Source organism: Mycobacterium kansasii ATCC 12478, assembly GCF_000157895.3.
Classification (GTDB): Bacteria; Actinomycetota; Actinomycetes; order Mycobacteriales; family Mycobacteriaceae; genus Mycobacterium; species Mycobacterium kansasii.
The window spans coordinates 6,299,012-6,311,185 of the sequence record NC_022663.1; the positions used below are offsets into that span (position 1 = coordinate 6,299,012).

The 12,174-nt window shown below is 66.9% G+C and carries 13 protein-coding genes, 1 tRNA gene and 1 pseudogene; 14 read left to right on the forward strand and 1 reads right to left on the reverse strand.

Annotated features, from left to right (window positions below; genetic code table 11):
- Positions 1 to 104: 104 nt before the first annotated feature.
- The 6 genes from MKAN_RS27210 to der all read left to right on the forward strand — a co-directional run bounded on the left by MKAN_RS27210 (position 105) and on the right by der (position 5,408).
- Positions 105 to 968, forward strand: a complete 864-nt coding sequence (locus MKAN_RS27210; protein WP_036394155.1) for a ParA family protein — start codon at positions 105 to 107, stop codon at positions 966 to 968.
- Positions 965 to 1,780 carry a segregation/condensation protein A gene (locus MKAN_RS27215; RefSeq protein WP_023373883.1) on the forward strand — a complete coding sequence of 272 codons (816 nt, stop codon included), beginning with the start codon at positions 965 to 967 and terminating at the stop codon, positions 1,778 to 1,780. The genes MKAN_RS27210 and MKAN_RS27215 overlap by 4 nt, the downstream gene beginning before the upstream one ends.
- A gap of 97 nt (positions 1,781 to 1,877) precedes the next feature.
- On the forward strand, positions 1,878 to 2,546 hold the full coding sequence (gene scpB / locus MKAN_RS27220; RefSeq protein ID WP_099184892.1) for an SMC-Scp complex subunit ScpB: 669 nt from the start codon (positions 1,878 to 1,880) through the stop codon (positions 2,544 to 2,546).
- A complete protein-coding gene (locus MKAN_RS27225; RefSeq protein WP_023373887.1) occupies positions 2,546 to 3,298 on the forward strand; it encodes a pseudouridine synthase in 753 nt (250 codons plus the stop codon). Before scpB ends, MKAN_RS27225 begins: the two co-directional genes overlap by 1 nt.
- A 29-nt stretch (positions 3,299 to 3,327) precedes the next feature.
- The gene (cmk, locus tag MKAN_RS27230) at positions 3,328 to 4,011 is read left to right on the forward strand and encodes a (d)CMP kinase (RefSeq protein ID WP_036394152.1); all 684 of its coding nucleotides are present in this window, start codon (positions 3,328 to 3,330) and stop codon (positions 4,009 to 4,011) included.
- Positions 4,008 to 5,408, forward strand: a complete 1,401-nt coding sequence (gene der, locus MKAN_RS27235; RefSeq protein WP_023373891.1) for a ribosome biogenesis GTPase Der — start codon at positions 4,008 to 4,010, stop codon at positions 5,406 to 5,408. The genes cmk and der overlap by 4 nt, the downstream gene beginning before the upstream one ends.
- Before the next feature lie 16 nt (positions 5,409 to 5,424).
- On the opposite strand, the pseudogene MKAN_RS32350 reads toward der, so the two are convergent.
- Positions 5,425 to 6,493: pseudogene (locus MKAN_RS32350) on the reverse strand (PE family protein); the annotation flags it as partial.
- 295 nt (positions 6,494 to 6,788) lie between these two features.
- Between MKAN_RS32350 and MKAN_RS27250 the strand changes: the two are divergent.
- From MKAN_RS27250 to MKAN_RS27285, 8 genes are all read left to right on the forward strand, one after another.
- Positions 6,789 to 7,595, forward strand: a complete 807-nt coding sequence (locus MKAN_RS27250; RefSeq protein ID WP_023373899.1) for an SDR family NAD(P)-dependent oxidoreductase — start codon at positions 6,789 to 6,791, stop codon at positions 7,593 to 7,595.
- Positions 7,589 to 8,506: a 3-hydroxyacyl-CoA dehydrogenase family protein gene (locus tag MKAN_RS27255; protein WP_023373901.1), complete on the forward strand. Its 918-nt coding sequence runs from the start codon at positions 7,589 to 7,591 to the stop codon at positions 8,504 to 8,506. Before MKAN_RS27250 ends, MKAN_RS27255 begins: the two co-directional genes overlap by 7 nt.
- Positions 8,507 to 8,508: 2 nt before the next feature.
- The gene (locus tag MKAN_RS27260) at positions 8,509 to 9,333 is read left to right on the forward strand and encodes a cyclase family protein (protein ID WP_023373903.1); all 825 of its coding nucleotides are present in this window, start codon (positions 8,509 to 8,511) and stop codon (positions 9,331 to 9,333) included.
- Positions 9,333 to 9,683, forward strand: a complete 351-nt coding sequence (locus MKAN_RS27265; protein WP_023373905.1) for a beta-D-galactosidase — start codon at positions 9,333 to 9,335, stop codon at positions 9,681 to 9,683. Before MKAN_RS27260 ends, MKAN_RS27265 begins: the two co-directional genes overlap by 1 nt.
- Entirely contained in the window at positions 9,680 to 10,501 is an 822-nt protein-coding gene (locus MKAN_RS27270; RefSeq protein ID WP_023373907.1) for a beta-keto acid cleavage family enzyme, read from the forward strand. Before MKAN_RS27265 ends, MKAN_RS27270 begins: the two co-directional genes overlap by 4 nt.
- Positions 10,498 to 11,271: an IclR family transcriptional regulator gene (locus MKAN_RS27275; protein ID WP_023373909.1), complete on the forward strand. Its 774-nt coding sequence runs from the start codon at positions 10,498 to 10,500 to the stop codon at positions 11,269 to 11,271. Before MKAN_RS27270 ends, MKAN_RS27275 begins: the two co-directional genes overlap by 4 nt.
- Positions 11,272 to 11,283: 12 nt before the next feature.
- Positions 11,284 to 11,751: a lipocalin-like domain-containing protein gene (locus tag MKAN_RS27280; RefSeq protein WP_023373911.1), complete on the forward strand. Its 468-nt coding sequence runs from the start codon at positions 11,284 to 11,286 to the stop codon at positions 11,749 to 11,751.
- Positions 11,752 to 11,819: 68 nt separating this feature from the next.
- A tRNA-Pro gene (locus MKAN_RS27285) sits at positions 11,820 to 11,896 on the forward strand.
- Positions 11,897 to 12,174: the final 278 nt, after the last annotated feature.

A 12,174-nucleotide genomic window follows, 5' to 3' on the forward strand; every position in this document is an offset into this window, starting at 1 on the left:
AGCTCCCATAGTTGCCCGCGGTTCTCCCGGCGCAGGCGGAGGAAGCCGTTAGACTTTCCTGCGATGTCCACCCTGACGCCCGTCACCATCAGCCGCGACCGGGTATGACCGACCACCCCGACAGCGGCATCGAAGTCGGCCTGACCGGACGGCCGCCGCGGGCGATTCCTGATCCGGTGCCGCTGACCTCACACGGGCCGGCCAAGGTGGTGGCGATGTGCAACCAGAAGGGCGGCGTCGGGAAAACCACATCAACCATCAACCTGGGTGCCGCGTTGGCCGAGTACGGCCGGCGGGTGCTGCTGGTGGACATGGACCCGCAGGGGGCGTTGTCCGCGGGCCTGGGTGTCCCGCACTACGAGCTGGAAAAAACAATCCACAACGTGCTGGTGGAGCCGCGCGTGTCGATCGACGACGTGCTGATTCACACCCGGGTCAAGGACATGGATCTGGTGCCCAGCAATATCGACCTGTCGGCCGCAGAGATCCAGCTGGTCAACGAGGTGGGCCGGGAGCAGACCCTGGGCCGGGCGCTGTACCCGGTGCTGGACCGCTACGACTATGTGCTCATCGACTGCCAGCCGTCGTTGGGTCTGCTCACCGTCAACGGGTTGGCCTGCGCGGACGGCGTGGTCATCCCGACCGAGTGCGAGTTCTTCTCGCTGCGCGGCCTGGCGTTGCTGACAGACACGGTCGACAAGGTGCGCGACCGGCTCAACCCCAAGCTGGAGATCAGCGGCATCCTGCTGACCCGTTATGATCCGCGCACCGTCAACGCCCGAGAGGTGATGGCCCGCGTCGTCGAGCGGTTCGGTGACCTAGTGTTCGATACCGTGATCACCCGCACGGTTCGTTTCCCCGAGACCACCGTCGCGGGCGAACCCATCACCACCTGGGCCCCGAAGTCCGGCGGTGCCCTGGCCTACCGCGCCCTGGCCCGCGAGTTCATCGACCGATTCGGCGTGTGAACGACACCGCGAATCCAGACACCGCACCTCCGAACGGCTTTCAGGTCCGGCTGACCAACTTCGAAGGGCCGTTCGATCTGCTGCTGCAGCTGATTTTCGCCCACCGGCTCGATGTCACCGAAGTGGCCTTGCATCAGGTCACCGACGACTTCATCGCCTATACCAAAGCCATTGGCGCCCAGCTGGACCTGGAGGAGACCACGGCGTTTCTGGTGGTCGCCGCGACCTTGCTCGACCTCAAAGCGGCCCGGCTGTTGCCGGCCGGGCAGGTCGACGACGACGAGGATCTCGCCCTGCTCGAGGTGCGTGATCTGCTGTTCGCCCGGCTGCTGCAATACCGGGCGTTCAAGCATGTCGCGGAGATGTTCGCCGAGCTGGAGGCCACCGCGTTGCGCAGTTACCCCCGAGCGGTGTCCCTGGAAGACCGGTTCGCCGGCCTGCTGCCCGAGGTGATGCTGGGCGTCGACGCCGAACGCTTCGCCGAGATCGCCGCGGTCGCCCTGACTCCGCGGCCGGCACCCAAGGTGGCGACCGCACACCTGCACGAGCAGACCGTCTCGGTCGCCGAACAGGCCAAACACCTACTCGCAATGCTGCAAGCGCGGGGCGGCGGCCAATGGGCCACATTTTCTGAGCTGGTCGCCGACTGTCAGGCGCCGATCGAGGTGGTGGGACGCTTCCTGGCGCTGCTCGAACTGTATAGGTCCCGAGCGGTAGCATTCGACCAGTCAGAGCCCCTTGGGGTGCTCCAGGTTTCGTGGACCGGGGAACGGCCGACCAACGAAGCTTTGGTGGAAGTTCGAGACCAATGATGACCCGCGCCGGCAACGATATGACGATGCAGCGGGACGAGATGCTGAGGAGCGGCGCTTGACTGACGATGCTCCCGACCAAGATCTCGGCTATGCCATGTCATCGGGCATCCCGGATATCGCCGAGCCCACCGAGATGCATCCCGACGAACTCGGACGGGTATTAGAGGCACTGCTGCTGGTCGTCGACACCCCGGTGACCGCCGAGGCGCTGGCCACGGCCACCGAACAACCGGTCTACCGGGTCGCGGCGAAACTGAGGTTGATGGCCGACGAACTCACCGAACGCGACAGCGGCATCGATTTGCGGCACAGCAGTGAAGGCTGGCGGTTGTATACCCGCGCCCGATTCGCGCCCTACGTCGAGAAGCTGCTTCTGGACGGAGCGCGAACCAAGCTGACCCGCGCCGCGCTGGAAACCCTTGCGGTCGTGGCTTACCGTCAACCGGTGACGCGTGCGCGGGTGAGTGCGGTTCGCGGGGTCAACGTGGACGCCGTGATGCGCACCCTGCTGGCGCGCGGCCTGATCACCGAGGTCGGTACCGACGAGGACACCGGTGCGGTGACGTTCGCCACCAGCGACTTGTTCTTGGAGCGTTTGGGTTTGACGGCATTGTCCGAGCTGCCCGATCTCGCGCCGCTGCTTCCCGACGTCGACACGATCGATGACCTGAGTGCCTCTCTGGATAGCGAGCCGCGTTTCATCAAACTCGCCGGCGGCCAGCCATCCGACCAGACGTTGACGTTCGACGTGGACAATGACTGATGGTTGAGCTGGGGCGGTCGCCGGGCATTCGTTTGCAAAAAGTGTTGTCCCAGGCCGGAATTGCGTCCCGGCGGGCTGCCGAGAAGATGATCATAGACGGCCGTGTCGAGGTCGACGGGAAGCTGGTGACCGAGCTGGGAACCCGGGTAGACCCGGACGTCTCGGTGATCCGGGTCGACGGGGCCCGGGTGGTGCTCGACGAGTCGCTCGTCTACCTGGCGCTGAACAAGCCCCGGGGGATGCACTCGACCATGGCCGACGACCGCGGCCGGCCGTGTATCGGCGACCTGATCGAGCGGAAAGTCCGCGGGAACAAGAATCTTTTTCATGTCGGGCGGCTGGACGCCGACACCGAAGGACTGATCCTGCTGACCAACGACGGCGAGCTGGCGCACCGGTTGATGCATCCCTCACACGAAGTTCCCAAGACATATCTGGCCACGGTGGCCGGGACGGTGCCGCGGGGGCTGGGCAAAAAGCTAAGGACGGGAATCGAATTGGACGACGGGCTCGCCCGGGTCGACGGTTTCGCGGTGGTGGACGCGATCCCGGGCAAGACGTTGGTGCGGGTGACGCTGCACGAAGGACGTAATCGAATCGTGCGCCGGCTGCTGGCGGCGGCGGGATTTCCGGTGGAGGCATTGGTGCGCACCGATATCGGCCCGGTGACACTGGGCAAGCAGCGCCCGGGCAGTGTGCGGGCATTAGGTCGCGACGAGATCGGACAACTGTATAAAGCGGTGGGCCTGTGAGTGACCAAAGCCAAGGGGGTCGTCAGCCGGTGGCGGCCACGGTTATCGCCATCGACGGTCCGGCTGGGACTGGAAAGTCATCTGTTTCAAGGGGATTGGCTCGTAGGCTGGGAGCTCGCTTTCTGGATACCGGGGCGATGTACCGGATGGTGACACTGGCGGTGCTGCGCGCCGGAATCGATCCGGCGGACGCACCGGCGGTCGGGGACTGCGCATCAACCGCGCAGTTGTCGGTCGGCTTTAGCCCGGACGCGAGCAGTTTTTGCCTTTCCGGAGAAGACGTTTCGGCGGAGATCCGCGGCGGTGACGTCACCCGGGCGGTGTCGGCGGTGTCAGCGGTGCCTGTGGTTCGTGAGCGGCTGGTCGAGCTGCAACGTGCCATGGCCGCGGGGCCGGATCGCATCGTCGTGGAAGGCCGCGACATCGGGACCGTGGTGTTTCCCGATGCCCCGGTGAAAATCTTTCTGACCGCGTCGGCCGAAACCCGGGCCCGGCGCCGCAACGATCAAAATGTCGCGGCCGGGTTGGTCGACGATTACGACGCGGTGCTGGCCGACGTGCGCCGGCGCGACCATCTGGATTCCACTCGCGCGGTGTCGCCGTTGCGAGCCGCGGCTGACGCGATCGTCGTCGACACCAGCGACATGACCGAGGCCCAAGTCGTCGATCACCTATTGGAGTTGGTGACGCAGCATAGCGGAGCCCTGCGGTGACCCACGACGGCACCTGGTTCGACGAAAGCGACTGGGAGCTCGACGATTCCGATCTGGCCGCGCTGTCGGAGTCGGCGCCCGCGCCGGTCGTGGCGATCGTGGGCCGGCCCAACGTCGGCAAATCGACTCTGGTCAATCGGATCTTGGGCAGGCGCGAGGCGGTGGTGCAAGACGTTCCGGGCGTGACGCGTGACCGCGTGTCCTACGACGCCCTGTGGAGTGGACGGCGGTTCGTCGTGCAGGACACCGGGGGATGGGAGCCGGACGCCAAAGGTCTGCAGCAACTGGTGGCCGAGCAGGCGTCGGTGGCGATGCGCACCGCCGACGCGGTGATTCTGGTGGTGGACGCCGGTGTCGGGGCTACCACCGCCGACGAGGCCGCCGCCCGCATCCTGCTCCGCTCGGGAAAGCCGGTCTTCTTGGCCGCCAACAAGGTTGACAACGAGAAGGGCGAAGCCGACGCGGCCGCGCTGTGGTCGCTGGGACTTGGCGAGCCGCATGCGGTCAGCGCGATGCACGGTCGCGGTGTGGCCGATCTGCTCGACCAGGTGTTGGCCGCGCTGCCCGAAGTGGGGGAGTCGGCCTCGGCCGGCGGCGGTCCGCGGCGGGTGGCCCTCGTCGGCAAACCCAATGTCGGCAAGAGTTCGTTGCTGAACAAGCTGGCCGGTGATCAGCGGTCGGTGGTGCACGAGGTCGCGGGGACGACGGTCGACCCGGTGGATTCGCTGATCGAGATGGGCGGCAAGGTGTGGCGTTTCGTCGACACCGCGGGCCTGCGGCGCAAAGTCGGCCAGGCCAGCGGACACGAGTTCTATGCGTCGGTGCGCACCCACGCGGCCATCGATTCCGCCGAGGTGGCGATCGTGCTGGTCGACGCGTCACAGCCGCTGACCGAACAGGATCAGCGGGTGCTGTCGATGGTCATCGAGGCCGGACGGGCGCTGGTGCTGGCCTTCAACAAGTGGGATCTGGTCGACGAGGACCGGCGCGAGCTGCTGGAACGGGAGATCGACCGCGAACTGGTGCAGGTGCGCTGGGCGCAGCGAGTCAACATCTCGGCAAAGACGGGTCGGGCGGTGCAGAAGCTGGTGCCGGCGTTGGAGAGCGCGCTGGCGTCGTGGGACACGAGGATAGCGACCGGCCCGCTGAACGCCTGGCTGAAGGAAGTGGTGGCCGCGACGCCGCCCCCGGTGCGCGGCGGCCGACAACCCCGCATCCTGTTCGCCACCCAGGCGACCGCGCGGCCGCCGACGTTCGTGCTATTCACCACCGGTTTTCTGGAGGCCGGCTACCGGCGGTTCCTGGAGCGGCGGCTGCGCGAGACATTCGGCTTCGAGGGCAGTCCGATCCGGATCAACGTACGGGTGCGCGAAAAGCGGGGCGCCAAACGCCGCTGAGCAGCGCTGGTTGCTACCCGGCGGGTCCGGGATTGCCGAGCAACAGCCCTGCGGCACCGCCGCTGCCGCCGGCACCCCCGCCCCCGCCGACTCCGCCGGCCGTGGCGCCGGCAAACCCGCCCATGCCACCGTCGCCGCCTTGGCCGCCGGCCCCGCCGGCGCCGAACAGCCCGGCGGCGCCCCGGTGCCGCCGGCGCCGCCGGCACCACCGGGGCTGAACCCGCCAGCGCTGCCTTGCCCACCGGTCCCACCTAGCCCGCCCGCACCGGCAGGGCCGGACAGCAGGCCGGCGCTGCCGCCGTTGCCGCCGTTGCCACCAACCCCACCTGTGACTTGGTTGGCCGAGGGTGGGGAGACCCCGCCCGCGCCGCCGGCCCCGCCGGCGCCGCCGGCGCCCCACAGGCCAGCGGCGCCACCGTTGCCACCGCTGCCGCCGTTGCCGTTGCTGGTTCCACTGGTGTTGCCCTCACCCCCTTGGCCTCCGGCCCCGCCGTTGCCGTACAGCCACCCGCCGTGTCCACCGCGCCCGCCGGCCCCACCCATCAGGGCGCCGGTGCCGCCCTTACCCCCGGCACCCCCGGCTCCACCATTGCCGATCAGGCCGGCGTCGCCCCCGGCACCGCCGGCCTTGCCGGCAGCGCCAGGCGCGCCGTTCCCGCCGTTGCCGAGCAACAGTCCGCCGGCCTGGCCGGGCTGGCCCGGCGCGGTCCCGTTGGCACCGTCGCCGATCAGCGGTCGCCTCAGCAGCAGATTGGTGGGCGCATTGATGAGATTGAGCGCCTGCTGCTGCAAGAGCTCCACCACCTTGTGGTCTCGGCGCTGGCATAGGCACCCGCGCCGGCGTTCAACGTCTGGACAAATTGCTGATGAAACGCTTCCATTTGCGCGCTGAGCGCCTGATAGGCCTGGGCCTCTTCGGAAAACAATGACGCGATGGCCGCCGACACCTCGTCGGCACCCGCCGCCAGCATCGCTGTCGTGGGTGTCGCAGCCGCCGCGTTTGCCGCGCTCAGCGCCGCGCCAAGGTTCGCCACATCCTCCGCCGACGAAGCCAATATTTCTGGGACCGCCACCAGGTAGGACATCGCAGTACTCCCACTCGGTCAACAGCGACCGCCGAAACAACCAGCGTATCCCCGTTCCGGCAGCTGATTTGGCTAACCGGCGTCTTTGTCGAGCCGCGCTGGGGTGCCGTATCCAGCATGTCGGCCGCTCCGGGATGGTGCGGGGTCCGTCCGCTCAGCATTCCGGCTCAAATCCCGTAATACGGATGTAGCGGCCTACATCACAGGAGTAGATGGTTGACGCTCGCGCTGATGCACCCATACGATCTCTCACATCACGGGTTAATAAACCCGCATCGCAGGAGAATAGTGAGAGATGGTGACGATGACACAGCAAGCGCCGAATTCGGGCTTGACGCGCTTCAGCGTGCAAGACAAGTCCATACTGATCACCGGCGCCACCGGTTCGCTGGGCAGTGTCGCCGCCCGGGCGCTTGCGGATGCGGGTGCTCGGCTGACCCTGACCGGCGGCAACGCCGCCGGCCTGGCCGAGTTGGTCGAGGACGCCGGCATCGACAACGCGGTGGTGGTCGAGCGTCGGCCGGAGACTCCGGCCGACGCGCAGGCCATGGTGGCTGCGGCCGTTGCCCACCACGGCCGCCTTGACGGGGTTCTGGTGGCGTCGGGCATGAACCATGTCGCGCCGATCACCGAGATGGCCGTCGAGGACTTCGACAAGGTGATGGATGCGAATCTGCGGGGAGCCTGGCTGGTCTGCCAAGCGGCCGGGCGGGTGCTGCTCGAGCAGGGCGACGGCGGCAGCATCGTGCTGGTCTCATCGGTCCGCGGAGCCCTCGGTCACCCCGCCGGCTACAGCGCATACTGCCCGTCGAAAGCGGGCACCGATCTGCTGGCCAAATCCCTTGCGGCCGAATGGGGTGCTGACGGTATCCGGGTAAATGCCCTTGCGCCAACGGTTTTCCGGTCCGAGCTGACCGAGTGGATGTACGCCGACGACGGGAAGGGGCGCGCCACCCGCGAGGCGATGTTCGCCCGGATCCCGTTGCGCCGCTTCGCCGAGCCCGAAGACTTCGTCGGGGCGCTGATCTATCTGCTGAGCGATGCGTCAAGCTTCTACACCGGCCAGGTGATGTATCTGGACGGGGGATATACCGCATGCTGACGTCTCACGGATTTTCCCGCGCCGCCGTCGTCGGCGCCGGTTTGATGGGCCGGCGCATCGCCGGCGTGCTGGCGTCGGCAGGGCTCGAGGTCGCCATCACCGACACCAACGCCGAAATCCTCGATGCGGCAGCGGCGGAAGGCGCCGAAGTGAGCGGTGCAGAACGCGGATCGGTCACCGCCACCGGAGATCTGGCCGCGGCGGTGCACAACACCGACCTGGTGGTCGAGGCGATCGTCGAAAACCTGGCCGTCAAACGCGAACTCTTCCAACGCCTGGCGAGCCTGGCCCCACATGCGGTGCTGGCGACCAACACGTCCGTCCTGCCGATTGGGGCGGTTACCGAGCGCGTCGACGACGGCAGCCGAGTAATCGGTACACACTTCTGGAATCCGCCCGACCTCATTCCCGTCGTCGAGGTGGTGCCTAGCGATCGAACCGCCCCGGACACGGTGGAACGCATCGTGGTGCTGCTGGCCGAGGCCGGCAAGATGCCGGTGCGGGTCGGACGCGATGTCCCCGGATTCATCGGCAACCGGCTTCAGCATGCGTTGTGGCGTGAGGCGATGGCGCTGGTCGCTGAAGGTGTGTGCGACGCCGAGACGGTGGATCTGGTGGTGCGCAACACCATTGGGCTCCGGCTGGCCACCCTGGGCCCGCTGGAAAACGCCGACTACATCGGCCTCGACCTCACCCTGGCCATCCACGACGCGGTCATCCCCAGCCTCAACAGCGACCCGCATCCCAGCCCGCTGCTGCGCCAACTGGTCGCCGAGGGACAACTCGGGGCGCGCACCGGACACGGATTCCTCGACTGGCCCCCGGGCGCCCGCGAGCGCACGGCGGCACGACTTTCCCGGCACATCAGTGCACAACTCGACCAAGACCCACATCGGAAAGGAAGTAAATAGCCATGGCTTTCACGTGGCCCCTCGGTGATGCCGAGTCCAAGCTGGAGTTCTACGACCTGTCGCACCCGTGGGGACACGGGGCGCCGGCCTGGCCGTATTTCGAGGACGTCAAGATCGAACGGCTGCATGGCATGGCGAAAAGCCGGGTGCTGACGCAGAAGATCACCACCGTCATGCATTCCGGCACCCACATCGATGCGCCGGCGCATGTGGTGGAGGGAACGCCGTTCCTGGACGAGATTCCGCTGAGTGCCTTCTTCGGCACCGGGGTGGTGGTGTCGATCCCCAAGACCAAATGGGGTGTGGTTACCGCCGAGGATCTCGAGCAGGCCAGCCCGGAGATCCGGCCCGGTGACATCGTCATCGTCAACACCGGCTGGCACCACAAATACGCCGACAGCGCCGAGTACTACGCCTACTCGCCGGGCTTCTACAAGGAAGCGGGTGAGTGGTTTGCGGCCAAGGGCGTCAAGGCGGTCGGCACCGACACCCAGGCGCTGGACCATCCGCTGGCCACCGCGATCGCGCCACATGGCCCAGCGGAAGCCCAAGGCGGTTTATTGCCCTGGGCGGTAAGCGAATACGAACAGCAGACAGGTCGCAAGGTACTCGACGACTTCCCGGAGTGGGAGCCCTGCCACCGTGCGATCCTGTCGAAGGGCATCTACGGTTTCGAAAACGTCGGCGGCGACCTGGACAAGGTCACCGGCAAGCGTGTCACCTTCGCCGCCTTCCCCTGGCGCTGGGTGGGCGGCGACGGCTGCATCGTTCGGCTGGTCGCGATCGCCGACCCCACCGGGAGCTACCGCATCGAGACGGGGGTCTGATGAACGTGACCCGGGTGTCGCAGGCACCGGAATACACTGCCGCGCTACACCGTGACGTGCTTACGGTGCGTCTGCAGGGCCACGAGGCCGGACACACCGAACGGTTCTGGGTGGGGCTGTCCACCTATCGGCCGGGCGGGATCGCCGAAAAGGCCGCAGCCCGAGAGGAAACCGTCTATGTGGTGATCGACGGCGAGCTGGTCGTCACCGCCGGGGGAACCGAAACGGTCTTGGGCCGGTTCGACAGTGTGCATTTCGCCAAAGGCGAGGTGCGGTCGCTGGAAAACCGTTCCGGGCGTGCGGCGGTGCTGCTGGTGGCCATCGCTCATCCGCAGGAGGCAGGGGCGTGAGCGTCGTCATCACCGTGGCACCCACCGGGCCCATCGCGACCAAGGCCGACAACCCGGCGCTGCCGACCACCCCGGAAGAAATCGCAGCCGCGGTCGAACAGGCCTATCACGCCGGAGCCGCGGTGGCACATATCCATCTTCGTGACGAAAAGGAAAGGCCTACAGCAGATCTCGCTACTGCGCGGCGGGCCATGGACCTGATTGGCGAGCGTTGCCCGATCCTGATCCAGCTGTCGACGGGAGTCGGACTGTCGGTTCCGTTCGAGGATCGGGAAAAGCTGGTCGAACTGCGCCCGCGGATGGCCACCCTCAACCCGTGCTCGATGAGTTTCGGTGCCGGCGAATTCCGCAACCCGCCGGATGCCGTCCGCCGATTGGCGGCACGGATGCGCGAGCTGGATATCAAACCGGAACTGGAAATCTATGACACCGGGCATCTCGAGGCCTGCCTGCAATTGCGGGAAGAGGACCTGCTGGCCGAACCTTTGCAGTTCAGCATCGTCCTCGGGGTGCGCGGCGGAATGGCCGCCACCGCCGACAACCTGCTGACGATGGTGCGCCGGCTTCCTCCCGATGCGATGTGGCAAGTCATCGCGATCGGCCGGGCCAACCTGGAGTTAACCGCGATGGGCCTGGCCCTGGGCGGTAATGCGCGAGTGGGCCTGGAGGACACCTTGTACTTGCGTAAGGGTGAGCTGGCTCCAAGCAACCTGGCGCTGGTGACGCGCACCATGCGCCTTGTCCAGGCCCTGGATTTGCCCGTCGCCTCCGTTGAAGAAGCCGAGGTGTTGCTGCGCCTGCCCGGAGTTCGGCGATGAGCGCCAAGGCCGAAGACAGCGACGTCCGCAGCGGCGGCATCCAGGTGATTGCCCGCGCGGCCGAGATCTTGCGGGTGCTGCAAGCACACCCCGGCGGGCTCAGCCAAGTCGAGATCGGGGAGCGGGTCGGAATGGCCCGGTCCACCGTGAGCCGGATCCTCAACGCATTGGAGGACGAGGGTCTGGTCGCCTCACGCGGGGTGCGGGGACCCTACCGGCTGGGGCCGGAGATCGCGCGCATGGCCAGCACCGTGCGGCTCAGCGTGGTGGCCGACCTGCACCCATTCCTGACGCAGTTGTCGCGAGAACTCGACGAGACGGTGGACTTGTCGATCCTGGACGGGGATCGCGCCGATTTCATCGACCAGGTGGTTCCGCCGCGGCGGTTGCGCGCGGTGAGCGCGGTGGGAGAGTCCTTTCCGCTGTACTGCTGCGCCAACGGCAAGGCGCTGCTGGCGTCGCTGCCACCGGAGCGGCAGGCGCAGGTACTACCCAGTCGGCTGATGCCGCTGACCGCCAACACCATCACCGATCGAGCAGCGTTGCGCGAGGAGCTTGCCCAGATCAGCCGCGACGGCATCGCCTACGACCGGGAGGAGCAGACCGACGGCATTTGCGCGGTCGGGACGGTGCTGCATGGCGTGACCGACCACGTGGTGGCCGTCAGCGTGCCGGTGCCGGCGCAGCGGTTCTACGGCCGCGAGGCAGAGCTGGCCAAGGCATTACGGGTGTGGGAGGCGAAAGTGAACAGCTGGTTCGAAGCATCGTGAGGAGCATTGAAAATGGCAAAAGCATTGCGTGACACTCTGGTTGGCGCCTGGGAGCTGGTGTCCTACGTTGAGCGGGACAGTCCCGACGGCCCGGTGCGATACCCCCACGGTGCGGATGCGCAGGGCTTGATCATGTACACCCCGGATGGGTACATGTCGGCCCAGATCCAGTCGTCCGGGCGGCCCGACTACGACCGGCCGGTGGCTTGCGGCGGCACCACCGAGCAGGCGGCGGCCGCGGCGCTGGGGTATCTCGCCTACAGCGGACGGTACTTCGTCGACGAGTCCACGGGCGATATTCGTCATGAGGCGAAGCTGTCCCTGGTGCCGAACTACCTGGGCCAGTTTCATCTACGGCACAGCGACCTCGACGGCGACAAGCTGACCCTGTCGTCGGAACTGACTTTGCCTGACGGGCGGACCGTGTACTCGTCTTTGGTGTGGAAGCGTGCCGAGCAGGCCGGCTGGCGGGTTGCCTAGGTGGTGGCTGGGATTGGGGCTCGGTTGCGGTAGGCTTTCGACCTGCCGCCGCGTCATTTCGGCGGCACCGGGCTGTGGCGCAGTTTGGTAGCGCACTTGACTGGGGGTCAAGTGGTCGCAGGTTCAAATCCTGTCAGCCCGACCAGAGGAATAGGCTCTGAACTGCTGCGATGTCTGGAGAGGTAGATCAGACGACTCGGAGCTTGGTCCCATTTTGGGACCACAAGTGCTTCGACGGCAGCTCACCGGCACCCGCAACCGACTGGCGATCGGGGTGTAGGTAACGCTGCGTCGTGCTCAGGTCAGCGTGGCCGGCGATCTTCCGGAATACATGCACGGGCACGCCGGCGTCAGCCATGTCAGCCCGGGGTAAGTTCCCTGGGGTGGTGGGGTTTCGGGAGTGGGGCAGGACCGGTTGGAGTT